Origin of the sequence: Lottiidibacillus patelloidae (genome assembly GCF_002262935.1) — a bacterium.
Taxonomy (GTDB): Bacteria; Bacillota; Bacilli; order Bacillales; family SA5d-4; genus Lottiidibacillus; species Lottiidibacillus patelloidae.
Genome location: NZ_NPIA01000013.1, coordinates 1 through 23,019 on the forward strand (window position 1 = coordinate 1; position 23,019 = coordinate 23,019).

Sequence of the window (23,019 nt, forward strand, 5' to 3'; positions counted from 1 at the left end):
CTCGACTTGCATGTATTAGGCACGCCGCCAGCGTTCGTCCTGAGCCAGGATCAAACTCTCCATAATAGTTTGTTTGATTGCTCATTTTCCATCTTTTTTTGAAAGGTGTATGGAACCTTTTTTCTAGAGTGTTAACTCTAGGAATTACGATTGACTCGCTTGGCGTTTCGTTTAGTTTTCAAAGAACAATGTTTATTGCATGTCAATTATCATAACAGGCAATTCAGTAGAAGTCAAATAAAAACTTCATGGTGGGCCTGAGTGGACTCGAACCACCGACCTCACGCTTATCAGGCGTGCGCTCTAACCATCTGAGCTACAGGCCCATATGGAGCGGGTGATGAGAATCGAACTCACAACATCAGCTTGGAAGGCTGAGGTTTTGCCATTAAACTACACCCGCAACTATGGTGGTCGGGAAGACAGGATTTGAACCTGCGACCCCCTGGTCCCAAACCAGGTGCTCTACCAAGCTGAGCCACTTCCCGACAATAATATGGCGCGCCCGAGAGGAGTCGAACCCCTAACCTTTTGATCCGTAGTCAAACGCTCTATCCAATTGAGCTACGGGCGCACTTTTATAATATGCAATATCAAAATCATTTTTATACCATGTGAAACAGCGATGCTATTTGGTGCGGCCGAGAGGAGTCGAACCTCCACGGGGTTGCCCCCACTAGGCCCTCAACCTAGCGCGTCTGCCATTCCGCCACGGCCGCTAAGAAATTGATTGCTCTAAATTTATTAAAATGGTGAGCCATGAAGGACTCGAACCTTCGACCCTCTGATTAAAAGTCAGATGCTCTACCAACTGAGCTAATGGCTCCAATTAATGGCTGGGCTAGCAGGATTCGAACCTACGCATGACGGAATCAAAATCCGTTGCCTTACCGCTTGGCGATAGCCCATTAATTAAATGGCGGTCCCGACCGGGATCGAACCGGCGATCTCCTGCGTGACAGGCAGGCATGTTAACCGCTACACCACGGGACCAGAAAGAATATGGTGGAGGATGACGGGATCGAACCGCCGACCCCCTGCTTGTAAGGCAGGTGCTCTCCCAGCTGAGCTAATCCTCCATAAAAAAGATAGGTAGGAAGCAAACATGCTTCCTACATGTAATGAGATGACCCGTACGGGATTCGAACCCGTGTTACCGCCGTGAAAGGGCGGTGTCTTAACCGCTTGACCAACGGGCCATTTTGCAATGGCGGAGAAGGAGGGATTTGAACCCTCGCGCCGCTCGCGCGACCTACACCCTTAGCAGGGGCGCCTCTTCAGCCACTTGAGTACTTCCCCGTATGGCTCCACAGGCAGGACTCGAACCTGCGACCGATCGGTTAACAGCCGATAGCTCTACCACTGAGCTACTGTGGAATAATTTAATGACGACTTTATGAATTATAGTAAATTCCTTTTCTTTTGTCAACACTTTTTTAAAATGTTTTGAAAGGAATGTTTATAATTTATCACAGGCAATAATACTAGTCAAGTACCTTATGATAACAATTTCAATTTTCCGCGACATTTTCCACAAACATATTTCGTGACATTCATTTTGCGTCTCCTTATATAGTTAAGACCGCAATTAGTACATACATAGTTATAAGATTTTTTCTCCTTAACTTCAAGAGGTAATGATTTACAAAAACGCGGAGCGCCTGTTTTCTTCAGTAAAGCACGAAAGTCTTTGTCTCTATGTTGATACCCTTTACCTTGAAGATGTAAGTGATAATGGCACAACTCATGCTTAATAATACCGATTACTTCCTCAAGCCCAAATGATTGTAGATACTTTGGGTTCACTTCAATTCGATGCGACTTCAATAAATATCGGCCACCTGTAGTTCTTAAACGGTTATTAAAGACCGCTTCATGAATAAAAGGTTCGCCAAAATATTTCAATGATATATCCTCTACTAAAGCTTGTAATTGTTTATTATTCATAAATGTTCCCCACTAAACTTTCACCTTTTCATCATAATGCCCATATTATATATTACCACTTCACAAGGAGTAGGAGGAGAAGTAATGCCTAGTTGGTTAAAAAGACAATTAATGCGAGCCTATTCTGAAAAAGACTTATATCAAATTCGTATGCTAAATCGCTGTTGGTATTTTTATAGAAAAAAACACTGCTCATAAAAGCAGTGCCCTTTTCAAATTAGTTTGTTGGAGAAAGCATCGTTAATGCCACTCTTCCCTTTTGTATGTCCACACTATCTACCCAAACATTTACAACATCGCCAACTGAAACAAGATTCATTGGATGCTTAACAAAACGTTTACTCATTTTTGAAATGTGAACAAGCCCATCTTGTTTTAGCCCGACATCAATAAATGCACCAAAATCTACGACGTTTCGGACAGTTCCTTCCAATTCCATTCCTTGCTTTAAGTCCTCTAACTTTAAGATATCACTTTTCAATAACGGTTTTGGCACTTCATCACGTGGATCTCTTCCAGGTCGAACCATTGCATCAATGATATCTTTTAAGGTTGGTACACCGATTGATAATCTTTCGGCATATTCGTTAACATTAATATTTGTTAGCTTTTGTTTAAGCTCATCTGTTCCTAAGTCATGCACTGTTAAACCTAGTTCTTTTAATAATGCAATTGACGTATCATAACTTTCAGGATGGATCCCTGTGTAATCTAACGGTTGATCGCCATCGATAATGCGTAAAAATCCGATACATTGCTCGTATGTTTTAGCACCTAAGCGCGGGATTTTCTTCAACTCTTTACGGTTTACAAACTTCCCTTTTTCTTCTCGCGCTTTAACAATGTTAGTAGCAACAGCTTTCGATAAACCTGATACATATTGCAACAGCGACGGCGAGGCTGTATTTACATTTACACCAACTTGGTTAACGACCGTTTCTACGACGAACGTTAATGAATCATCGAGTTTCTTTTGTGATACATCATGTTGGTATTGTCCAACACCTACAGATTTCGGATCGATTTTTACTAATTCAGCTAGAGGATCTTGTAATCTTCTTGCAATGGATACAGCACTTCTCTCTTCAACTTGAAGATCTGGAAACTCTTCTCGTGCAATATCAGATGCAGAATACACACTAGCACCCGCTTCGTTAACAATAAGATAGAAAATTTCTTGATCAATCATCTTAATAGTTTCTGCCACAAGCTGTTCTGTTTCTCTAGAGGCTGTTCCATTACCTACTGCTATCACTTTAATATTGAACTTTTCTACAGCCGCAATAATTTTCTTTTGCGCTTCTTCATATTGATTTCTTGGTTGGTGTGGGTATATAACATCAATTGATAATACTTTACCAGTCTCATCCACTACAGCAAGTTTACAACCCGTTCGGTACGCAGGGTCTACCGCTAATACTACATTTCCTTTTAAAGGTGGTTGCAACAATAAGTTTCGTAAGTTCTCCGAGAAAATATGAATCGCTTGTTCTTCCGCAGCTTCTGTAAGCTCTTTGCGAATTTCTCTTTCAATAGAAGGGTTAATTAAACGTTTAAAGCTATCTTCAATTGCACGGATAACGTATTCTTCGGAAATAGATTGTTTCCCTTTTAAGATCGTTTTTATCATATATGTAATAATGCTATCTACAGGTGGCTCTATAGTAACTTTTAATATGCCGTCTTTCTCCCCGCGGTTTAGCGCTAACGTACGATGAGGAACTATCTTGGCACACGCCTCACTATATTCATAATACATCTCGTAAATTTTCTTTTCATCGTTTGCACGTTCTTTTTCCTTTACCGATGAAGTAACCATTCCTTTTTCAAGCGTCTGTTTCCGAATCCATTTTCTGATTTCTGGGTCATCGGAAATCATTTCTGCAATAATATCGTTCGCACCCTCTAATGCTTGTTCAACCGTTGTAATTTCATGTTCTTCTGAGAAGTATTTTTCTGCTTCTTTTTCGACGTTCCCTTCAGTTGGTAAAGCTAATAACCAAGTTGCTAAAGGTTCCAGTCCTTTTTCTTTCGCAATAGTCGCTTTCGTTCTGCGTTTTTGTTTGTATGGACGGTATAAATCTTCCACTTCTTGAAGTTTTATTGCTTTTTCGATATTTTTCTTTAGCTCACCTGTTAATTTTCCTTGTTCATCAATTAATCTAATTACTTCTTCTTTTCGATTTGCTAAGTTTTCATTATATTGCCAAGACTCCATAATACTTTTAATTTGAACTTCATCTAGGCCACCTGTCATTTCTTTACGGTATCTAGCAATAAACGGAACCGTGTTCCCCTCATCTAAAAGCGAGATAACATTCTCTACTTGTTTCTTAGAAATAGCTAGTTCAGTCGTTACTAATGAAAGTAATTGTTCTCGATCCAAAAAAATGCCTCCTTTAAAATACAAAACGGTACTACCCATAGTGTATCAAAAGAGGCAACAGTTAGCATAACCTTAATAGTATTTTTTATGATGACTAAAATTTTCACTAAGCTTACGTATTGCTTGCTTGTGTAACCTTGAAACGTGCATCTGTGAAATTCCTACTATCTTGCCAATTTGCGCTTGACTTAACTGCTCAAAATACAAATAATAAATAATCTTTTTCTCTCGCGCAGTTAACTCCTCTAGCATCGAACTAATATGAAGACGAGCGACCGCCTTTTCGTAAATGCACTCTTTTTCCTTCGAAGGAATCTTTTCTAAAAGAGGACTTACCTTTCCACCTTTTTTTTCATCGGTTATTTCACGGTCAACTGAAAGTGCCTTATAATTATTACTAGCTTCCATTGTGTGTAAAATGTCTTCTTCTGAGACATTCAACTTTTCTGCAATCTCTTTAACAAATGGTTCCCTTTCTAATTTGACGGTTAACTCATCAACAACATTTATTACCTTATAACTTAAGTCCTTATACTTTCTAGGGACTTTCATACTCCAAGACTTATCACGTAGGTATTTTTTCATTTCCCCTTTTATCGTCGGAATGGCAAATGATTCAAACCTTGTGTTTAAGGTTGGATTATACCTCGTTAATGAAGCAAACAATGCCATTCTTCCAACTTGCATAAGGTCTTCCTGGATATCTTCTCTTGATGCATATTTAGTTGCATAGCTTTTAATTAGTTTTTCATACCGTATAGAAATATGGTAAAACACTTTGTCATTAGAAGGATCCTGTTTATATTGTTTTATTAACGATTTTATATCTTGTCCATATTTTTTATAAGGCTGAGCTCTCTTGCTCAATTTTCTTCTCCTTCGAGTTGTAAAGTAGTTTTTTTATTACTACTTTCATCGAATCATCATGCTTCAATATATTTACAGAATCCATTAATGACTTCACATGTTCCAAAGAAAAGAATTCGTTAACATCGTATTCATCGCAATCAATACTTTTTGTTTTATTTTTTACTACTAGCTCCGCTATTAATGCACTTAATTTAACATGAAACATAGCTGAAAAAATCCAATCTTCCTCCTTTACTTTTAATAAACTTTGTCTGTAAACTTCAGAAATGGAATTCTTTATGTCCTCTATGCTCTTGTATGTATATCCCATTTGTGCTGCAATACCTGAAACCGTTAAGCGTATAACAGTTTCATATTCTTCTTCTAGTGGTACTGATAGTGAAATTATATCCTCCCGCTCTCCCATTACATCACCTCTCTTTCTTTGGAAGTTATTTACATATACCCTTCTATACAAAAAGTTAAACACCTTTTTCAAAAAAATTTCAATAAAAAAAAGCTGCTTATTATATAAGCAACTTAGATTAAAAGTCTATAAGTCCGAGGCTAATTTGTAACGCATCATCTACTCGCGTCATCATCTCATCATCAAGATTCGTTATTTTATCTGTTAATCTCTGTTTATCAATTGTTCTTATTTGTTCTAAAAGTATCACTGAATCTCTTTCAAAACCATATCGCTCTGCATCAATTTCAACATGAGTAGGTAACTTTGCTTTTTGAATTTGTGCAGTAATAGCTGCGACGATTACTGTCGGACTGAACCTATTCCCAATGTCATTTTGAATAATAAGCACCGGGCGGATCCCACCTTGCTCGGAACCAACGACAGGTGAAAGGTCAGCAAAATAGACGTCGCCTCGCTTAACTATCAATACTTACACCCCGCTAACTAGGCGTCCCAACGTGCTGTCGGCTTCCTCTTCAGCTAAAAATGCCTCTGATGCAATATTTAAATTGATTTTGGCCATTTCCATGTAGCCTTGTCGCATCATTTCTCGGATTTGACGATTTTTACGATCACGAAGATAATGCTTCATTGCTTTGTGAACTAATTCACTTCTACTAATGTTATCTTGCTGGACAAACCCATCCATTTCTTTAATAAGATGATGTGGTAAGTGAACTAAGATTTCATTTGCGTTTGATTGGGACACGAACAGACACCTCCAACTTACACTACATACAGATATATAGTAATATTATCACTGTCAAGCCTATATTGCAAAGCATTCTCTCAAAATCTCACCTTATTATAATTCAAACTAGATCTTTCTATTCCATAAATTATAATTTCCTACTAAATTAAGGTTAACTATTGTGAGTATACAATCTCGGCACGCGATTACTAATCATTAAAGGAACCTCATAGTTTATCGTCTCTAAACGCTCGGCTACTTCATCAATGGTAATTTTTTCATTACCTTGTTCGCCGATTAATGTTACTTTCTCACCAATGTTTACTTCATCTGTTAGTTTAACCATAAATTGGTCCATACAAACACGTCCGACTATAGGAACTCGCTTACCTTGCACGAGAACTTCCGATTTGCCGCCTAGTCTTCTTATCCATCCATCAGCATATCCAACAGGAACCGTGCCAATCCATTCATCATTTTCAGCTATATAATCGGCGCCGTAGCTTACCGCTTCGCCAGCTTTAATTTTTTTGACATGTGTTATTGTACTGTGAAGTGAAAATGCTTCTTTTAGTGGAAATGGGATCCTCTGCTTCATTTCCTTAGCTGGTGCAAGACCGTACATCGCAATTCCCACTCTTACCTGACTGAACGTTTGCTCAGGGAATCGTATGGATGCCGCACTATTACTAGTATGAATTTGTTTGAAAATTATTCCTCTCTTTTCAAACCTATGAAGAAGGGATGTAAATGACTCATACTGAAGGTTAAAGTACGTTAAATCATCTTCATCTGCTGTTGCAAAATGAGTAAATATACCAACTGTATTGAAGTTTGATTTATTACTTGTATATTCATAAATTTGCAATGCTTCTTCAAAACTTTTTGTACCAACTCTATTCATTCCCGTGTCTACCTTTAAATGTAACGATAACCTACCAGATGTAATATGCGTCGCAGCCTCTTCAATCCAACTTTGTTGAAAATATGTCAACGTTATATCGTGATCAATAGCAACTTGAACATCTTTTGGTCTCGTCCATCCTAATACTAAAATTGGGCATCTAATGTTATTTGCACGCAATTCTAACGCTTCATCAAGAATAGCAACCGCAAGAATTTTGGCTCCTGCTTGTAATGCCGTTTTGGCGACATCTACTGCTCCATGTCCATAAGCGTTTGCTTTTACTACTGCCATCATTTCCACATTTTCCGGAAGGTGCTCAATTATTGCTTTTACATTTGAAGCAATATGATCAACATTAACTTCCACCCATGTGTCTCTATAAAAGTGGGTCTTGCTCAAATTTAGTCACCCTTCCGTTTCATCATTATTACAATACTTTGATTATTTCTTTTTATCCATGTATTGTCAATGAAACAGAAAAAAAATAGGAAAACAGACACCCTTTTCTACAGAGCGCTGTCTCCCTTTTAAAAAGCAGCTTTATTTGATTGAAGTTCCGAAGACAGAGCGTGCAATTGAAATCATTTCTTCTTGCGATAAATCTTCTGAAGCTAAGAAGAAGTCAATTCCGTTATACGTCCAAGAAAGCGTCGTATCTGTCATTGCACCGACAACAAAACCTAAGTCTACTGGACTACCATTCATTTCATTGACATTACTCATTGCAGGCAATACTTTGCTCTTTTCTTGAATTAATGTAAATGATTTTTCACCGCCATAGATTAGGACAACCTGTTGCTTTTGATCGTTCATTACTTCTTTTTGCTCTTTTAAGACAGTACCTTGTGGCTCGTATACTGGATAATGAATTGCGAAATGAACATCATCCATATTCATTGGTTCAACATCCATTGCACTTGTCATATTTCGTTGTAAGTCAAATGAATCTTTATCAAACTTTGGACTAAATTTGAAGTTTGAGAAATCCACTTGTACTAAGACATTTTTTTCTTTATCCATTACTTTCACAGATACTGGCTTCAAATCCTTTGTTAAAACAATCTCTTGATATTGTAAGATCTTATTTGTATAGTTCGTTTTTGTTTCAAACACATAGTTATCATTAACTTTTTTGAACTTTTTCTCATTGTCTTTTAAGATGTCCGACATTAATGATTCATACAAGTAAACAAGGCTAATATTTTCCGGCCAGCTGCTTTCAAAGCGGAAACTTTTGTTTAATGCTGGTGTAAGAACAAATACGCCTTCATCATTTCGAAGAATCATTTGGCTATGCTCTTTTTTCTTGTCACTCTTTAAGTGAACACGATAGTACTTATCTTTTTTGTGCCAAACTTCTACATTATACTCTTGTGGAGTTTCTCCCGTTTGCAACGTCATTTTTGCATCGGTCATGTACCCACTCATCTTTTCTAATTTTTCTTTGATGTCTACAACTACATCTTCCTCTGTCTTTTCCCCACATGCCGCTAATATGGAGATTAAGAAAATACCAGCAAAGATTGCTATTAGCGATTTTTTCATTTCCTTCAACTCCCCTTTGTCTCTTCACGTTAAAGTGGAACCTACTCCATTCCACTAAAAAGCTGAACTTTTTTCTTTCTCGTTCATAGCTTTTTAGTGGATTGAGGCTTTTCCAACTGCCGCAATACAAATATATGAGACAAAGTTACGCAATATGCAGACTAGCTTGACGAGCCTTCTAAAATAATTTGCGCAATCGCATAATCATGGGAATGAGAGATAGATACGTGTGCCTTAAAATTTTTATTTTCAACTTGTACGAAAGGCTTTCCTAAGCTGTCATTTACTATTTCAACATCTTGAAAGGAAAGTTCTTTTCCTATTCCTGTACCAAGCGCTTTCGCATACGCTTCCTTCGCGGCAAAACGCCCAGCCAAAAATTCAATTTTCCTTTTCTCAGATAACGTTGTAAGTTTCGCTTGTTCTCTTTCGGTTAACACTCTTTTTATAAACTTTTCATTAGTCATTAGTTTGGCAATTCGCTGAATCTCTACTATATCTATACCTGTACCAATAATCATACATACCACCACTTTGTACTTTTCTTCTATTGTATCTTATTTAGTGAGCACTTTGCCTTTATGTTTTTTTCGATTATGGAATAATGTATACTATGAATACTATAATTAGATGTAAGTGAGGTGTAACTATGTTTGTACGGACGGAAAATTTCAAATCATTTATTCATTATTATCCAGTCGTGTCATTGATTATCCTAATACAGACAATCATTTTCATATGGACTGCTTTTACTTTTTTACCTTATAGTTCAGAACTATTGAATAACGGGATTGGCACTAACCTATACATTGCCTACGGAGAATATTGGCGTCTAGTCACACCTATTTTCTTTCACGGTAGCTTTGGACATTTATTTTTCAATTCCTTTTCTTTAATACTATTCGGACCAGCCTTAGAGCAAATCTTAGGTAAAACTAGATTTATTATCGGTTATCTCGGTGCAGGAATTATTGCTAATGTAGCTGTTTACTTACTAGAAGCATTGAATTACTCTCACCTAGGAGCATCCGGTTCAATTTTCGGCCTTTTTGGTATTTATGTTTACATGGTTTATTTAAGAAAAGATTTAATTGACTCTTCTAACTCACAAATCGTTCTTACAATTTTAGTGATAGGGTTAGTAATGACCTTTATTTCTCCAGGTGTTAGTATTCTTGGACACATCTTTGGTCTGATCGGCGGATTACTTTTAGCACCACCATTATTAAGCAAAAGATGACAAAAACTCGCCAAATGGGCGAGTTTCTTTTTTTATTATCCTTTTATTTTAAAACTACCTCCATCAAGGACCTCAATAGTAGGATAGTGTGCTAAAGCTCTCATTAAAGTAAATAGTGCAATATCTTTTTTCTTTGCTTCGATCATACAATCTATTTGTTCGACACTACCTTTGATTTCATTTAAGAATTTCATGAACGATTGTGAATCGATAACATCTGCATGATGACGGAATTGCTTTTCACTTTTCGGACTTGAAATGTGCATTTTAATTGGTAGCGGTGAATAAGACCATGTATTAACAATTCTCTCCCAATGTTCCTGCCAGTTTTCGTTTTCATGATGTGCTAAATGATGATGGTAATCAAAGACTAATGGCACTCCTAATTTTTCACATAAATAAAGGGTATCCTCAAGTGTGAAAGTTGTATCATCATTTTCTAGCATAATCATTCTTTGAATACTTTCCGGTACGCGTCCAAAGTTTGTAATGAATCGTTCTAATGCAGCTTCTTTATTTTTATAACTTCCTCCGACATGCATCACGCATCTATGTTCTGGATCAATCCCCATGCCTATTAGTAACTTCTTATGCATTTGCAACGTTTTTATAGAATTCTTTAAAATGTCGTCATCAGGCGAGTTGAGTAAAACAAAATGGTCGGGATGAAAATCTACACGAAGATTATGTTCTTTTATGTAATTCCCCAGTAATTTCAACTCCTCTTTCAAAGGACGCATGAAATTCCAATCCTCTAGTTCAGGGTGATTGGCTAATGGAATAAGTTTGGAACTAAAACGAAAAAAGCGGATGTCATGAGCAACATTATGCTTTAATAACCGTAAACAATTTTGCAAGTTGCTTTTAGCAATGCGTTCTAGTTTTCTAATTGCCGCTTCTCGGTTGGATAATTTCTCAAATTGTGCAAAAGTCATGGTTTGAGATGGCGAACTATTTTTTAACTGCATGCTCATTGCTACATATCCTAGTCGTACAATTGTCATTTTTTCACCCTTTCATTATAATTTTTTATATAGTATGTCCAAAAAACCCCTATTGAGAGACTGTAACATATTGTTATGTCCAAATTTGTGTAAAGACATGATACAATAGACAAAATAACGAAAAAAGGGGAATTCCTTATGGCGATAAGATTAATTACAGATGGTGGAGCTGATTTACCCGAAAGTATTTTAGCTAATCGCAATATCACTATCATACCATTAAACGTTATGATTAATGATATTACTTACAAATCTGGGGTAGAGCTAACATCAGAGAAGTTTTATCGATTAATGAAAGAAAATGAAACTTTACCGAAAACATCAAGTCCTTCACCGAATGATTTCTATGAAGCATATAAAAACATTGATGAAAATGAAGATGTTATTGTCATTGCTCTTTCTTCAGCTTTAAGTAGCACATTTGAAAGTGCGACTATCGGTAGAGGAATGCTTCTCGAAGAGCAACCAAACCGCAACATTTCCATTGTTGACGCTAAGACTGCTTCCGTTGGACAAGCAGTACTTGTCCACAAAGCGTGTAAGTTAATTGACGAAGGTCTTGCAACTGCTGATATTGTTTCGAAATTAAATGAAACTGTTTCTACATTAAATACTAAATTTGTACTTGATACACTTGAAAACGTTATTAAAGGTGGCCGTTTAGACAAAGTGCGCGGTGCAGTTGCCTCTGTCTTAAACATTAAGCTATTAATGGAAGCTACGGAAGATGGAAAAGTCGATGTAGTCGAAAAAGTTCGTGGGACTAAAAAAGCTTTAAAACGATTAATTGAACAAATTGGCGAATGTACTAGTAATTTTGAGGAAAAAACATTAATTGTTGCCCATAGTAATTGTGCAGATCGGGCTGCTGATGTTATGCAAAAGATTAAAGAACAATATCCATTTAAAGAATTGTTATTGGCTGAACTAGGTCCGGTCATCGGTACATATGCTGGTGAAGGTGGAATTGTAATAGCATATGAATAAAAAGTTTGATGCAGTTCATTTGAATTGCATCTTTTTTATAATCTAAAAATATTAAAAAAATGGCTGGTGAGTACAATGAAGGAAATCTTTAAAGATGAAGTGGTTATTAATGGTTCAGTTAATGATGTATGGTCATACTTTATAGACATTGAGCAAAATGGCCCAAAGTGGATGCCTGGTATTTCCTCGATATCAGTAGAAAATAAGAAGTTAAGTGAAGGAAATAAAATTACTTTCACTACTAGAGGAAAGCAACAAAGTTCTACTGTTACAAGTTATAAAGAAAATGACTACATTACTTTAACTTCCGTCCAAGGTAATTTCAAGGCAGATTATCGCTATTCATTTAATAAGCATAATGAAAACCAAACTTCCCTACTATTACATGCAACTTGTGAAGCAGAGGGCATTTATAAACTTTTATCACCTTTAATTCGACTTGCAATAAAAAAAGCTGATGGAAATCAACTTAAACAGTTTAAAGAAGCATTTGAAATGCAAATGAAAAACAGGCCGATGCTATAATATCAGCCTGTTTAAGAACTTTTCTTTTTGAATGATATTTGCATCCCTTTTGATTCAGCTTTTTTTCTAACCGGCTCTTCTAAATCAGAAGTACAGAGGGGGCATTTCACAGCTAAATTAGGTATTTTACTAAAACAATAAGGACAATCCTTTTTCGTCATTGATGAAATTGGACTTCCGCTTGGATTTCGTATTTTATTTATTTGCCTAATAACTACAAAGATTGCAAAGAGGACTAAAGTAAAGCGAATTAATTTTGTGAAAAATAAACCATAGTTAATTGTTGCTGCCCCTGCTTCTTGTGCTGCACCTAACGTTTCATATGTACCACCAGAAAGTGAGATGAAAAGCTCTGAGAAATTCACTTTTGCTAAGAGTAGTCCAATTGGTGGCAGTAACACATCGGATACAAAGGAATCTATTACCGATACAAATGCCGCTCCAATTACCATCCCAATCCCAATCTCCGCTACGCTACCATTCATAATAAACGCCCGAAATTCTTTTATTATTCTCAAGTAATCAACTCCTTCACGCCCTTATTACATCTTATGAAAGAATGTCCAGGCTATACGTGAAGGATATTTTATAAAAGAAAAAAGGACTTGCTGATCCAAGTCCCCTAGCCTTCTAATTATCCGTTATCTACCATACAAAGGATGCTAAATCCAACAATTGTAAGTATTGATGCGCCTAAAAGCATGATGTCAGCCCCCTTCCTCTTTCTTATACCCATTATTGTACCAATTTACTCTGGTTTATGCGAAGCAACGACATCGTACGTTTGAATTTTAAAATCAATAATATAATCGGCTCTTCCACCTTGATGTGATTTTTTAAAGGCATCACTTTTTACCCAGTCATCGTGCGCTTCTTGACTTTCCCATGCTGTACTTACAGTAAACTCATCATATTCTTCCGTATTTCTTCTTTGAAATAATTCCAAGCGAACAAAACCTGGCATTTTTTGAACGGCGCGTGGTTGTTTAAAGCGTTCAATCATTTGTTCACCTTTGCCTTTTTCTACTTTTATTGTATTCGTAATAACGATCATAAAATCCCTCCATTCTATTGCTATCTTATGTATTCGTTCTCTTCTCTCCTACTTCCTCTATCATTATTACCATTAAAGAAAGAAAAGTAGCCCAAATATGGACTACTTGTTTACATTTCTTCTTTTTTTTCAGAGTATTTCTTTATGAACTCTAGCACTTTTGTTTCATTTTTTAATACTGCTTTACCATTAATATTTGGAACGACACATCGTCCACGACAATAGTCACATACTTCCGAAGAAATTTCATCTTTATGCAGTTCTCTTGCTTCCATATGCGCTTCCTTTGTTGACCGTTGATTTGTATCCTCTAGCTCATCAACTGTCTTCCAAAAATAAGTCGAGTATACTTCAATCTTTCCATCCCCATTACATTTCGGACAATTTTTCTCTAAAACGTCTAATTTTACGACTGGCAAACAAATCCCCCCTTATCACCATAAACTGTATTACTAATTCATATGAACAAGTTGTTTCGTTCACGACTACTTTTTGCTCATTCTAAAAATTAGATTATAATGAACAGGAAAGTATCACCGATTTTTTGAGTTATGGAGGAAACAATGATTACCTTTGAAGAGATCACTCAGGAGAGTTTATATATAGCTGAAGAAATAATTAATTCGAATAAAAGCTATAACAAAATGGAAAATGGCAAGGAAACTCGTTCACAAAAAGAAGTAGCACAGGAACTTAACAACAATAAAACAACTAGTTATTTTATAAAGTTAGATGATACATATATCGGTCTCATCGATTACTTTCCTGTAAATCCTAATGACAATTACCCATGGCTAGGATTACTCATGATTCATGCAGACTATCAGCAGTTCGGATTCGGATCATCAGCTTATGTGTTGTTTGAAAATCAGCTCCAAGAAAAAGGTGTAAAAACATTGCGACTTGGTGTTTTACAGGAGAATATGCGAGCGAGACAATTTTGGGAGCGTTTAGGTTTTACTTTTTATGAAACAAAAGAAAAGCATAACAAGCAAATCGACTGCTTTGAAAAGAAACTGACCTCATAAAACTGATTCAACATAAAGGTAGCAAAAAGAAAAACAAGTAGCATTCCTATAGGCTACTTGTTTTTGTCTAAATGAGTTAATTACTAGTACTTACTTCTTGATTGATCATCTTTACATCGTCTTCGATTTTTATTACTTTTGTACCAGCAATAATGTCATGTAAAGAACGTTTATCTTTTCTAGAAGTCATCAGTATGATACTTAGAGTGAAAAGAATACCAACTGAAGCTATATAAACGAAAATAATAATGAATCCACGTAAAATAATTTGTAGTGCAGAAACATCCTCACCCGAAGCTTTAACAATTTTTATGCCTAACATTCTTTTCCCTATTGTTAAGCCTGTCCAAATAATTGGAAGAACGAGCGGATACAATAATCCTCCAAATATTAATATATTATCAATAGTCGTATCATAATTATCCATATTTCCTGCAGTAGCTATAATAATTAAAAAGCTCATTAGAAAAACCGCTATAACAATGCTTATTCCATCAATTACGTTTGCAACTAATCTACGCCAAATTGGCGCAATTTTAACCTCTTGTACCGCTTGACTTCCGCTTAATAGATCTTTCATAAACATCCAAACACGGCTAGATTTTAATCCATCTTTTCGATATACAATTACATGTGTTCCGCCGATGATATCATGATAAGAACGATTATCTCTTCTAAAAAGTAACAATAATAGATTACTTATTATTAATATGATATAAACATAAACAGATAAAAAGATTGAAAGAATCACCGGAAAAATGAAATATGCAATAAAAAGTCGCTTCGTCATCGACCAATAAGTTACCTTATCACCATTATACTTTTCCACTTTTATACCCATTAACTCTTTCCCAACTGTTAAGCCTGACCAAAGTTTTGGTAATAAGAAAAGATATAGAAGTGCCAAAATAAATGTACTTATATTAATATACATTTCCATTTTATCTTCAGTGGTAGCCCCCACTTCAAGAATGCCTGCAGTTCCACCTATTAATACAGCTAATATAGATGATGTTAAAAAAATTACGATAAAATCAAGTACAGCCGCTAGAAAACGTCGCCATATCGGCGCATATTCTGTCATTTTAAATCCCCCTACACAAGACATATTCCTATATTATAGCAAATAATGATATATCACTTGTGGAGGAAATTAAATCTCCTTTCACTTACATAAAAGAATGTGTTTTGTTTATCCATCAAAAGATACCATTTTTACGCAAAAAAATAGCTCACGCATATGCATGAACTACTTTTTTCCTGGTTATTACTCCTTAATTACGTGAGTACCTGCAATAAAGTCATGTACTGTACGCTTATCTTCTCTAGCAATAAGCATCACTAGACTGACAAGCATTAAAATACCTAATGAAATTCCATAGATAATCGCACTAAGCACTACTCGTTTAAGCATTGTACCAAAAGTTACATCTTCTCCTGTAACCTTTTGAACCTTAACTCCTAATGCCTTCTTCCCTACAGTGTATCCTGTCCAAATTACTGGTAAGAAAAGGCTGTATAGTAACGTAAATGTTGAGTCCATTAATTCGCCAATCAATTCTAATACTTCCTTATCAGGATTAGGTAAAACCCAATACAAAATGAAGTATAACACTGCAAAACTTACAGCACTAATTAATATACCGTCAATAATAGCCGCTAAAAAGCGTCTCCAAAATCCCCCGTATTCGATCTCCATTAAATGCCTCCAAAGTCTATTAGTTTGCTTTTACTCTATTCCAACTTTTCTGCAGTTGGTACTTTTCTAATTCCAATTCATAGTCAGCTATCATTTCTATCATTTTACCTTTACGGTCAGTTAATAAATATAAAAATAGAAACGATAAGAGCACGGGAATAAACATGGCTGTTAATAGATTATTTGATAACCTCATGTAATCCAACGTCTCCGCTCCAAAATATGTAAGAAAGATGGCGACAGGCGTAACCCACTTCCAAAATTCTATTCTATTAGTAATGATCTTCTCTTGAACTTTTAAGTTTGCAATAATGCTTTTATATTGAATTTCTGGTTGGTCAGTCTTAACAATTAGCTCAACAGACATTAAAAAATTTGTTGTCATAGTACTTTTCATAAAGTTAAAACCTATGATAGCCAATGCTATAACGCAAAAAACAATCGCAGTAGGTTTGCTTAACCAAGTAAAAAAGAATAATGAAAAGACGATACTTACTAATAATATCTGTACAATAGTCATATAAAAAGTATTTCCGCTTTGAAATTCCTCTAAATGTCTAATTTGATTTTCTTGTACTTTTTCACCCAATGAATAATCTCCTTATTTTATTTGTTATTTTTAAATAATTATAACATTAATTGTAAAAATATTAGTTTAATATAGAAGAATATACTAAAAAAGACCTACTCCACTTGTACGGAATAGATCTTTGTTATGCATTTTGCTTTAGTTTCACAACATCAAGTTTTTCTTTTGCTGGTTGAACATCTCTATTGAAAACGTTAAATTTAAATACATAGATGCCGCTTATAATTATTAATACTCCAATCAGTTGGTTCAATGTAAATGGAACCTTTGCCAGACCCAACCATCCTAAAGAGTCAAATAATAATGCAATCCCTAATTCAGATGTTAAAACGATCGCTATTGCAAAAGTTGGACCTAGCAACCTTATGCTTAGCACCAAGCTTGTTACTACTCCTATACCAAATAAACCACTGAACCAAAACCATAATTCCATATTAGGAAGGTGAAATAAATTTCTACCTTCAGACATAAGCCCAAAAGTAAATGAGGCTAGAGCCCCTAGTCCTAACACTAAAACAGTTGTTTCCCAAGGCCCCGCTTTTTCACTCACTTTACTGTTAAATATATTTTGCATGCTTACTAGCACACCTGCAAGTATCGCTAACAACACTCCAATAACCAATCTTATACCTCCCTTCCTTCGTCTTGCTCTTATTCGTAAATATTATTGCCTACTAATGATTTTAAGCCTTCTCTATCTTGTATGACGATAGCCTTGTCTTTTCGTTCAATTAATCCATCCTTACATAACTTTAGGATCACTCGGTTTAAATGGCGGTAGCTCGTTCCAATTAAGTTTGCAATATCAGTCACATTAGCTGTACTAATTTGTTCTTCTTTTTGTACGACTTGCTCTTCGTAAGTGATCGACAATAAGTAACTCGCTAACCTCACTTCAACTGGATACATTAAGTTTAAATTCATTGAATTGGACTTCATATGAAACTTTTGTGTAATAGCCTTGAGTAAAAACTGCAAGAAAGGAGCATGCCTATTGGCATATTTTTTTAACTTATCGTAAGGGATGCCCAGCATATGTGTTTCAGAAACAGCCTCAACGGTATTAATGATTGGAATCTCTTGCACATACTCAATATCACCTATAACATCTAGAGGTGTTTTAAATGAGAGGATTAGTGTCTTCCCTTCAGCAGAAGATGTATAAATCTTTAATTTACCTTTTACTAAAAAATATAAATATTTCGAAGGATCGCCTTGCTCACAAATGTGCTCTCCTTGCTCAAAACTGTATAGGGATAAGAATGGGATTATTTCTCTATTAAAAATGGCTTCAAGCTGATATTTTTGCATGTAATCATTCATTAGTTCAACATTATTAATTTCCTTCATCTGCTTCTTTCACCTCACTAACGGTCGGACAAACTAAAAATAAACATCCGTTTAAAACTTTATAACAATCATACCAATAATCATTAAGCCAATTCCTATTATTTGTGAAATTTTCATTTTCTGTTTCAAAACTTCAAACCATCCGAAATGATCGATTAAAAAAGTAGAAGTTAATTGGGCAATTAATAAAGCAGATACTGTTAGAGTAACTCCTATGAGATGGATTGCAGTAATGTGACTAAAAATTACAATTGCTCCAAATGAACCCGCGATTAAATATAAAGGTTTTACTTGTTTAAACTGTTTCCAATTACCTTTTCGCACTAATAATAGTGCGACTAACGCTACAATAAATCCCGTAAACTGTGTAATAGTTGCAGTTTGCCATGTCCCAATATCTTGACTTATCCGTGCATTGGCAACTCCTTGCAGTGTAATAAAAGCACCACCTAAAAAAGCAAAGAAAATTCCTTTCATAAAATATCCCCCGTTCATTAATATCTATTTCTATTAAATGATAAATACAAGCTTCGAGGGAAGGACATATGTCCTAAATAAAAAAACTCACCAAATGGCGAGTTCTAAAATCACTGAATCTATGATAAACAAAGGCAAATGTGCACGAATAATGGGCAAGACAAGTTAAACTTCCCTATTCTTTTACATTCGCACTTTTAATGCTTTACTTCTTTGAATACCTTTAATCTGTAAGGTTGTTAATGCTAAAACGACGATAGCGACAATAAACACAAGTGAATTGCCGATAAAAGTTAAATCAATCTCAAAAATCACATAGCCGCTTGAAAATATCAAGAAAACGTTTAAACATACAATCGCCCACGCTAACCATTTATCCATCTTTCTAATTCTTGATACTAGTATCAAAAAGACAGCAAATAAGATAAGCATGATGCCAAATAAAGGTAATATGTAGCCCCTTACTATGCCCATCGTCTCCATAAGTAAACTATTCAGGAAAAGCATGAATAAACCAGCTAGAAGTGAAAATGACGCATGATATAAAAAAGCTTTTCTTAGTTCATTATGTTGAAACATGTAACCCCTCCATATACATAACAAAATTAGTAATAGTTATCTAAGTATATGAAAAGGCTTAAAATCAATGCGTAAAGGTTTTGGTCATCTATTGCTTCGAAAGCATTTATTAGCTGTGTTTTTGAGCACGAATGAAAGATATTAAGCAAATAGAAGCGCTGATTGTGCGTGTTGCCCTACTTATCTTTCATGACCTCTTTCAATATCCATTTCATCAATTGGCATTACAAAGTCTACGTCTATGTCACCATTTGAGTAGCTAATCCCATTAACGGACCTTTTAGGAAATGTTAATTCGCTTGCTTCGTTCAGGGGCATCCAACTAAAATAAATCTGCTGTTCTACTGAAAATTCATTAAAAAAAGCATCAAATTTTGATTGTTGAGCTAACTGTGTATCTTTTATCGATTGCACATATGTTGCCCATTCATGAGGTATTTTTAAAACACCATAAGCATTTTCTTCAAATGAAATGGTTCGTTGCACTTGAACTCTTGGGTAATATACTTTATTTTGTCCTTCGGTTGTACGATACCCTCTATCTCTAATCATATAAAAGTCACCTTTTTTCACTTGATCATCAGGATGGATATTCCAAACAAGATGATACGATGCCGGATCATTTTTATTTATTTTCCAAATGTAAGGTCTACCTTTTGTATCAATATACGCTAGTCGCCACTTATATTTATCCCACACCCAAAAACTTTTACCATAATCGTCCTCGCCCGTAATAAAAGGAACATATTTATGTTTTTCACTTACATCAAATACTTCTAGAATTTGGTTTGCATTTGCTTTCGGAAACGTTTTATTAATTTCCTCGATTAACATCTCTTCTGTAAGGAAAGAAGATGGTTGTGAAAAATAAGAAAAGTAAACGATTGTAGCTAATAATACTAAAATAAATCCACATGAAATATATATGTATTTCTTTTTATTTACCATGTCCTCCCTCCTTTAAGATAGAATTATTAGAACGAAAATAATATTGCTTACCCGCAGAGGAGATTAAAATACCTTTACCGTCATTCTCTATATAAATCGTACTCTCCATGCCACTTCCCCATTTTTCCTGATAATTAATGAGTAGATAAGGGAAGCGCTCTTCTTTTTTGTTTGAATCCATATTATTCCTGTATGTTTCGTTATACCATTCAATATTCATTATCATCTCTCGACTTAATTGATCGAGTTCACTAATTAAGGCCTCTTTGTTTAGTGACACCTCACTTTTTCCTGAAGGATGACTAGTAACTACAGAAGCATTTGTAATATCTGCAAGATAAGTTGTCGGCCTGTCTGCAGGATAAATCGTTGCGTGAATAGGTGAAGACACCAATGTAGCAGCTAAAAATATAAAATTGGCCCAAAATCCTAACCAAGCAAACAGACGATACGTTTGCCACTTTCCCTCTTTCCCTTTTAAGACTGCATATAAAATCCAAACTCCTAAAGGTAAAATGGATATTTGAAAAACTGTATCAAATGCAGACCAATTTATCGAAAAAGAAAACATGCCAACGATGATGACTAATGCAACTTTCCAAACTTTTGGTTTACCTGCTAAATTGTTATAAATTCGAAATGCTATCAATGCTACCGATAGCCAAGCTAATACGAAAAATACAAAGCCTACAATATTGAAACTAACATTCCACAATAAAACCAATCCCCTTTTCTAGGCACTCCTAAGAAGCAATTATTATAATAATTTGTTGCTTTCTTTCCTTCCTTTTCCATACTAACTTTTATTTTAACATTAATTTATGGAATATTATGTATTTTTATAATTTATTAGTTTACTTCGGTTTGTACACTTGGAAAAACATAAAACCCCCACACTGTTATTAAGTGTGAGGGTTGTTGGTCATTATTCTACAGTAACTGATTTTGCTAAGTTACGTGGTTTATCTACGTCACAGTCACGGTGAAGTGCTGCGTAGTATGAAATTAGTTGTAATGGAAGTACTGATACTAATGGTGAAAGAATTTCGTGTACTGCTGGTACAACGAATGCATCACTTTCATCATTTAATCCATCCATACTAATAATACATGGGTTTGCACCACGTGCTACTACTTCTTTCACGTTACCACGAATGCTTAAGTTAACATGTTTTTGCGTAGCTAGGGCAATGACTGGTGTTCCCTTTTCAATTAACGCAATTGTCCCGTGTTTCAATTCTCCTCCAGCAAATCCTTCTGCTTGGATATAAGAGATTTCTTTTAACTTTAATGCACCTTCTAAACCTACATAGAAGTCAATTCCACGTCCGATAAAGAATGCATTTCTAGTTGTCGCTAAGAAGTCTTTTGCAATTTGCTCAAGTTCTTCTTTACGATCACAAAGTGTTTCCATTGCATTAGCAACAATACTTAATTCTTTAATTAGATCAAAGTCTAACGCAATACCTTTTGCTTTTGCAGCTTCACCTGCAAGAATTGCAAGAACAGCCATTTGAGCTGTATAAGCTTTTGTTGAAGCTACTGCAATTTCAGGTCCTGCATACGTGTGAAGTGTATAATCTGCTTCACGAGAAAGCGTTGAACCAGGTACGTTTGTAATTGTTAATGCTTTATGACCTAACTCTTTAATATTTACTAATACGCCACGGCTATCTGCTGTTTCACCTGATTGTGAAATGAAGATAAACAATGGTTTTTCTGAAAGAAGAGGCATGTTATACATGAACTCACTTGCGATATGTGTTTCAACTGGAATGTTAGCTAAGTTTTCAATTAATTGTTTACCAACTAACCCAGCATGGTAACTAGTTCCACAAGCGATAATGTATACGCGATCTGTATTAAGCATTGCCTGTCGAATATCATTATCTAAAACAATGTTATGGTTTTCATCTTGGTATTTTTGTACGATGTTACGAATAACGAAAGGCTGTTCATCGATTTCTTTTAACATGTAGTGTGCGTATGTTCCTTTTTCAATGTCACTTGCATCGATTTCAGCTGTGAATGGTTTACGTTCTACATTTTCGCCGTCTAAGTTCTTTAACTCAACTGCATTTTTAGAAACGATTACAATCTCTTTATCCATTAACTCAATAAATTGGTCAGTTACTTTTAACATTGCCATCGCGTCACTTGCTACAACGTTAAAGTTTTTCCCAAGACCTACTAATAATGGACTTTTATTTTTCGCAACGAAAATGACTTCACTATCTTCTTTGTCTAATAATGCAATTGCATAAGAACCATGTAATTCAGATAGTGTTTTACGGAATGCTTCTTCAACATTTAGTCCTTCGTTTACAAATGCCGTAATAAGTTGAACGATAACTTCTGTATCTGTTTCACTCTTTAACGTAACACCTTGTAAATATTGCTTCTTAAGTTGCTCATAGTTTTCAATTACTCCGTTATGAACAATTGTAAAGCGTTCTGTTTCATCTTGATGTGGGTGAGCGTTTAGTTTACTTGGTTCACCGTGTGTTGCCCAACGAGTGTGACCAATTCCAATTGTCGCTTCTACATCTTCATTTACATTTTCACGTAAAGTAGCAATACGGCCTTTTTCTTTAAACACCGTAACTCCGTTGTCATTTAATACAGCAATACCTGCTGAGTCATAACCTCGATATTCAAGCTTTTCTAATCCTTGTAATAAGATCTCTTTTGCATCATTTGTTCCGATATATCCTACGATTCCGCACATTTTATTTTTCCTCCCAT

The 23,019-nt window shown here is 35.4% G+C and carries 28 protein-coding genes, 12 tRNA genes and 1 rRNA gene; 5 read left to right on the plus strand and 36 right to left on the minus strand.

Features of this window, described 5'->3' with window-relative positions; translation table 11 throughout:
• The 14 genes from CIB95_RS15405 to CIB95_RS15470 form a co-directional block, all read right to left on the minus strand.
• A 16S ribosomal RNA gene (locus tag CIB95_RS15405) occupies positions 1 to 66 on the minus strand; the annotation flags it as partial.
• Between the two features lie 183 nt (positions 67 to 249).
• A tRNA-Ile gene (locus CIB95_RS15410) sits at positions 250 to 326 on the minus strand.
• A 3-nt stretch (positions 327 to 329) separates the two neighbouring features.
• Positions 330 to 403, minus strand: a tRNA-Gly gene (locus CIB95_RS15415).
• 8 nt (positions 404 to 411) lie between these two features.
• Positions 412 to 488, minus strand: a tRNA-Pro gene (locus CIB95_RS15420).
• A gap of 9 nt (positions 489 to 497) precedes the next feature.
• A tRNA-Arg gene (locus CIB95_RS15425) sits at positions 498 to 574 on the minus strand.
• Positions 575 to 633: 59 nt separating this feature from the next.
• Positions 634 to 719 (minus strand) — tRNA-Leu (locus CIB95_RS15430).
• A gap of 31 nt (positions 720 to 750) precedes the next feature.
• Positions 751 to 826: transfer RNA gene (locus CIB95_RS15435), tRNA-Lys, on the minus strand.
• A gap of 7 nt (positions 827 to 833) precedes the next feature.
• A tRNA-Gln gene (locus CIB95_RS15440) sits at positions 834 to 908 on the minus strand.
• Between the two features lie 9 nt (positions 909 to 917).
• Positions 918 to 993 (minus strand) — tRNA-Asp (locus CIB95_RS15445).
• Positions 994 to 1,003: 10 nt separating this feature from the next.
• Positions 1,004 to 1,079, minus strand: a tRNA-Val gene (locus tag CIB95_RS15450).
• 48 nt (positions 1,080 to 1,127) lie between these two features.
• Positions 1,128 to 1,199 (minus strand) — tRNA-Glu (locus CIB95_RS15455).
• 9 nt (positions 1,200 to 1,208) lie between these two features.
• A tRNA-Ser gene (locus CIB95_RS15460) sits at positions 1,209 to 1,299 on the minus strand.
• Between the two features lie 3 nt (positions 1,300 to 1,302).
• A tRNA-Asn gene (locus CIB95_RS15465) sits at positions 1,303 to 1,377 on the minus strand.
• A 120-nt stretch (positions 1,378 to 1,497) separates the two neighbouring features.
• Entirely contained in the window at positions 1,498 to 1,947 is a 450-nt protein-coding gene (locus CIB95_RS15470; protein ID WP_094926637.1) for a SprT family protein, read from the minus strand.
• A gap of 84 nt (positions 1,948 to 2,031) precedes the next feature.
• On the opposite strand from CIB95_RS15470, the gene cmpA reads away from it, so the two are divergent.
• Positions 2,032 to 2,145 carry a cortex morphogenetic protein CmpA gene (gene cmpA, locus CIB95_RS15475; protein ID WP_094926639.1) on the plus strand — a complete coding sequence of 38 codons (114 nt, stop codon included), beginning with the start codon at positions 2,032 to 2,034 and terminating at the stop codon, positions 2,143 to 2,145.
• Between the two features lie 19 nt (positions 2,146 to 2,164).
• Here the strand turns inward: cmpA and CIB95_RS15480 are convergent, their stop codons facing one another.
• From CIB95_RS15480 to acpS, 8 genes are all read right to left on the minus strand, one after another.
• Positions 2,165 to 4,372: a Tex family protein gene (locus CIB95_RS15480; protein WP_094926641.1), complete on the minus strand. Its 2,208-nt coding sequence runs from the start codon at positions 4,370 to 4,372 to the stop codon at positions 2,165 to 2,167.
• Between the two features lie 33 nt (positions 4,373 to 4,405).
• Positions 4,406 to 5,200 (minus strand): sigma-70 family RNA polymerase sigma factor, encoded by a 795-nt coding sequence (locus tag CIB95_RS15485; protein ID WP_094926643.1) that lies wholly within the window; start codon positions 5,198 to 5,200, stop codon positions 4,406 to 4,408.
• Positions 5,175 to 5,609 (minus strand): ATP-binding protein, encoded by a 435-nt coding sequence (locus CIB95_RS15490; RefSeq protein ID WP_094926645.1) that lies wholly within the window; start codon positions 5,607 to 5,609, stop codon positions 5,175 to 5,177. The genes CIB95_RS15485 and CIB95_RS15490 overlap by 26 nt, the downstream gene beginning before the upstream one ends.
• Positions 5,610 to 5,727: 118 nt before the next feature.
• On the minus strand, positions 5,728 to 6,078 hold the full coding sequence (locus tag CIB95_RS15495) for a type II toxin-antitoxin system PemK/MazF family toxin (RefSeq protein ID WP_094926647.1): 351 nt from the start codon (positions 6,076 to 6,078) through the stop codon (positions 5,728 to 5,730).
• Positions 6,079 to 6,081: 3 nt separating this feature from the next.
• On the minus strand, positions 6,082 to 6,366 hold the full coding sequence (locus tag CIB95_RS15500) for an antitoxin (RefSeq protein ID WP_094926649.1): 285 nt from the start codon (positions 6,364 to 6,366) through the stop codon (positions 6,082 to 6,084).
• Between the two features lie 148 nt (positions 6,367 to 6,514).
• Positions 6,515 to 7,648 carry an alanine racemase gene (gene alr, locus CIB95_RS15505; protein ID WP_094926651.1) on the minus strand — a complete coding sequence of 378 codons (1,134 nt, stop codon included), beginning with the start codon at positions 7,646 to 7,648 and terminating at the stop codon, positions 6,515 to 6,517.
• Between the two features lie 141 nt (positions 7,649 to 7,789).
• On the minus strand, positions 7,790 to 8,794 hold the full coding sequence (locus CIB95_RS15510) for a LolA family protein (RefSeq protein WP_094926653.1): 1,005 nt from the start codon (positions 8,792 to 8,794) through the stop codon (positions 7,790 to 7,792).
• A 161-nt stretch (positions 8,795 to 8,955) separates the two neighbouring features.
• Positions 8,956 to 9,315, minus strand: a complete 360-nt coding sequence (gene acpS, locus CIB95_RS15515) for a holo-ACP synthase (RefSeq protein WP_094926655.1) — start codon at positions 9,313 to 9,315, stop codon at positions 8,956 to 8,958.
• 128 nt (positions 9,316 to 9,443) lie between these two features.
• Here acpS and CIB95_RS15520 point away from each other — a divergent pair, with 128 nt between their 5' ends.
• Positions 9,444 to 10,034, plus strand: a complete 591-nt coding sequence (locus tag CIB95_RS15520; protein WP_094926657.1) for a rhomboid family protein — start codon at positions 9,444 to 9,446, stop codon at positions 10,032 to 10,034.
• A gap of 35 nt (positions 10,035 to 10,069) precedes the next feature.
• Here CIB95_RS15520 and uvsE read toward each other — a convergent pair whose 3' ends face one another.
• Positions 10,070 to 11,038 carry a UV DNA damage repair endonuclease UvsE gene (gene uvsE / locus CIB95_RS15525; protein ID WP_094926659.1) on the minus strand — a complete coding sequence of 323 codons (969 nt, stop codon included), beginning with the start codon at positions 11,036 to 11,038 and terminating at the stop codon, positions 10,070 to 10,072.
• A gap of 138 nt (positions 11,039 to 11,176) precedes the next feature.
• Between uvsE and CIB95_RS15530 the strand changes: the two genes are divergently transcribed.
• A complete protein-coding gene (locus CIB95_RS15530) occupies positions 11,177 to 12,025 on the plus strand; it encodes a DegV family protein (protein ID WP_094926661.1) in 849 nt (282 codons plus the stop codon).
• Positions 12,026 to 12,100: 75 nt separating this feature from the next.
• Positions 12,101 to 12,550, plus strand: coding sequence for an SRPBCC family protein (locus CIB95_RS15535; protein WP_094926663.1), 450 nt, complete (start codon positions 12,101 to 12,103; stop codon positions 12,548 to 12,550).
• 11 nt (positions 12,551 to 12,561) lie between these two features.
• Here CIB95_RS15535 and mscL read toward each other — a convergent pair whose 3' ends face one another.
• The 3 genes from mscL to CIB95_RS15550 form a co-directional block, all read right to left on the minus strand.
• Entirely contained in the window at positions 12,562 to 13,068 is a 507-nt protein-coding gene (gene mscL / locus CIB95_RS15540; RefSeq protein WP_094926665.1) for a large conductance mechanosensitive channel protein MscL, read from the minus strand.
• A gap of 230 nt (positions 13,069 to 13,298) precedes the next feature.
• Entirely contained in the window at positions 13,299 to 13,604 is a 306-nt protein-coding gene (locus tag CIB95_RS15545) for an antibiotic biosynthesis monooxygenase (protein ID WP_094926667.1), read from the minus strand.
• A gap of 110 nt (positions 13,605 to 13,714) precedes the next feature.
• A complete protein-coding gene (locus tag CIB95_RS15550) occupies positions 13,715 to 14,023 on the minus strand; it encodes a hypothetical protein (RefSeq protein WP_094926669.1) in 309 nt (102 codons plus the stop codon).
• A gap of 144 nt (positions 14,024 to 14,167) precedes the next feature.
• On the opposite strand from CIB95_RS15550, the gene CIB95_RS15555 reads away from it, so the two are divergent.
• A complete protein-coding gene (locus CIB95_RS15555) occupies positions 14,168 to 14,632 on the plus strand; it encodes a GNAT family N-acetyltransferase (protein ID WP_094926671.1) in 465 nt (154 codons plus the stop codon).
• 76 nt (positions 14,633 to 14,708) lie between these two features.
• Here CIB95_RS15555 and CIB95_RS15560 read toward each other — a convergent pair whose 3' ends face one another.
• The 10 genes from CIB95_RS15560 to glmS form a co-directional block, all read right to left on the minus strand.
• A complete protein-coding gene (locus CIB95_RS15560) occupies positions 14,709 to 15,716 on the minus strand; it encodes an RDD family protein (protein WP_158217653.1) in 1,008 nt (335 codons plus the stop codon).
• 183 nt (positions 15,717 to 15,899) lie between these two features.
• Positions 15,900 to 16,331 (minus strand): RDD family protein, encoded by a 432-nt coding sequence (locus CIB95_RS15565; protein WP_094926675.1) that lies wholly within the window; start codon positions 16,329 to 16,331, stop codon positions 15,900 to 15,902.
• A gap of 19 nt (positions 16,332 to 16,350) precedes the next feature.
• Entirely contained in the window at positions 16,351 to 16,920 is a 570-nt protein-coding gene (locus CIB95_RS15570) for a hypothetical protein (protein WP_094926677.1), read from the minus strand.
• 124 nt (positions 16,921 to 17,044) lie between these two features.
• A complete protein-coding gene (locus tag CIB95_RS15575) occupies positions 17,045 to 17,542 on the minus strand; it encodes a DMT family transporter (RefSeq protein WP_094926679.1) in 498 nt (165 codons plus the stop codon).
• Positions 17,543 to 17,571: 29 nt separating this feature from the next.
• Positions 17,572 to 18,270, minus strand: a complete 699-nt coding sequence (locus tag CIB95_RS15580; RefSeq protein WP_094926681.1) for a Crp/Fnr family transcriptional regulator — start codon at positions 18,268 to 18,270, stop codon at positions 17,572 to 17,574.
• Positions 18,271 to 18,321: 51 nt separating this feature from the next.
• Positions 18,322 to 18,747: a DMT family transporter gene (locus tag CIB95_RS15585; RefSeq protein WP_094926683.1), complete on the minus strand. Its 426-nt coding sequence runs from the start codon at positions 18,745 to 18,747 to the stop codon at positions 18,322 to 18,324.
• 183 nt (positions 18,748 to 18,930) lie between these two features.
• On the minus strand, positions 18,931 to 19,326 hold the full coding sequence (locus tag CIB95_RS15590; RefSeq protein WP_094926685.1) for a hypothetical protein: 396 nt from the start codon (positions 19,324 to 19,326) through the stop codon (positions 18,931 to 18,933).
• Between the two features lie 180 nt (positions 19,327 to 19,506).
• The gene (locus CIB95_RS15595) at positions 19,507 to 20,274 is read right to left on the minus strand and encodes a hypothetical protein (protein WP_094926687.1); all 768 of its coding nucleotides are present in this window, start codon (positions 20,272 to 20,274) and stop codon (positions 19,507 to 19,509) included.
• On the minus strand, positions 20,264 to 20,989 hold the full coding sequence (locus CIB95_RS15600) for a hypothetical protein (protein WP_094926689.1): 726 nt from the start codon (positions 20,987 to 20,989) through the stop codon (positions 20,264 to 20,266). The genes CIB95_RS15595 and CIB95_RS15600 overlap by 11 nt, the downstream gene beginning before the upstream one ends.
• A 210-nt stretch (positions 20,990 to 21,199) precedes the next feature.
• Positions 21,200 to 23,002 carry a glutamine--fructose-6-phosphate transaminase (isomerizing) gene (glmS, locus tag CIB95_RS15605; protein WP_094926701.1) on the minus strand — a complete coding sequence of 601 codons (1,803 nt, stop codon included), beginning with the start codon at positions 23,000 to 23,002 and terminating at the stop codon, positions 21,200 to 21,202.
• Between the last annotated feature and the right edge of the window lie 17 nt (positions 23,003 to 23,019).

What these genes read in the sequence shown, in the direction of transcription:
- CIB95_RS15470 (WP_094926637.1), bottom strand. Translation starts at nt 1,947, where the DNA reads ATGAATAATAAACAATTACAAGCTTTAGTAGAGGATATATCATTGAAA.
- cmpA (WP_094926639.1), top strand. Translation starts at nt 2,032, where the DNA reads ATGCCTAGTTGGTTAAAAAGACAATTAATGCGAGCCTATTCTGAAAAA.
- CIB95_RS15480 (WP_094926641.1), bottom strand. Translation starts at nt 4,372, where the DNA reads ATGGGTAGTACCGTTTTGTATTTTAAAGGAGGCATTTTTTTGGATCGA.
- CIB95_RS15490 (WP_094926645.1), bottom strand. Translation starts at nt 5,609, where the DNA reads ATGGGAGAGCGGGAGGATATAATTTCACTATCAGTACCACTAGAAGAA.
- CIB95_RS15510 (WP_094926653.1), bottom strand. Translation starts at nt 8,794, where the DNA reads ATGAAAAAATCGCTAATAGCAATCTTTGCTGGTATTTTCTTAATCTCC.
- acpS (WP_094926655.1), bottom strand. Translation starts at nt 9,315, where the DNA reads ATGATTATTGGTACAGGTATAGATATAGTAGAGATTCAGCGAATTGCC.
- CIB95_RS15520 (WP_094926657.1), top strand. Translation starts at nt 9,444, where the DNA reads ATGTTTGTACGGACGGAAAATTTCAAATCATTTATTCATTATTATCCA.
- uvsE (WP_094926659.1), bottom strand. Translation starts at nt 11,038, where the DNA reads ATGACAATTGTACGACTAGGATATGTAGCAATGAGCATGCAGTTAAAA.
- CIB95_RS15530 (WP_094926661.1), top strand. Translation starts at nt 11,177, where the DNA reads ATGGCGATAAGATTAATTACAGATGGTGGAGCTGATTTACCCGAAAGT.
- CIB95_RS15535 (WP_094926663.1), top strand. Translation starts at nt 12,101, where the DNA reads ATGAAGGAAATCTTTAAAGATGAAGTGGTTATTAATGGTTCAGTTAAT.
- CIB95_RS15545 (WP_094926667.1), bottom strand. Translation starts at nt 13,604, where the DNA reads ATGATCGTTATTACGAATACAATAAAAGTAGAAAAAGGCAAAGGTGAA.
- CIB95_RS15555 (WP_094926671.1), top strand. Translation starts at nt 14,168, where the DNA reads ATGATTACCTTTGAAGAGATCACTCAGGAGAGTTTATATATAGCTGAA.
- CIB95_RS15560 (WP_158217653.1), bottom strand. Translation starts at nt 15,716, where the DNA reads ATGACAGAATATGCGCCGATATGGCGACGTTTTCTAGCGGCTGTACTT.
- CIB95_RS15565 (WP_094926675.1), bottom strand. Translation starts at nt 16,331, where the DNA reads ATGGAGATCGAATACGGGGGATTTTGGAGACGCTTTTTAGCGGCTATT.
- CIB95_RS15580 (WP_094926681.1), bottom strand. Translation starts at nt 18,270, where the DNA reads ATGAAGGAAATTAATAATGTTGAACTAATGAATGATTACATGCAAAAA.
- CIB95_RS15585 (WP_094926683.1), bottom strand. Translation starts at nt 18,747, where the DNA reads ATGAAAGGAATTTTCTTTGCTTTTTTAGGTGGTGCTTTTATTACACTG.
- CIB95_RS15590 (WP_094926685.1), bottom strand. Translation starts at nt 19,326, where the DNA reads ATGTTTCAACATAATGAACTAAGAAAAGCTTTTTTATATCATGCGTCA.
- CIB95_RS15595 (WP_094926687.1), bottom strand. Translation starts at nt 20,274, where the DNA reads ATGGTAAATAAAAAGAAATACATATATATTTCATGTGGATTTATTTTA.
- glmS (WP_094926701.1), bottom strand. Translation starts at nt 23,002, where the DNA reads ATGTGCGGAATCGTAGGATATATCGGAACAAATGATGCAAAAGAGATC.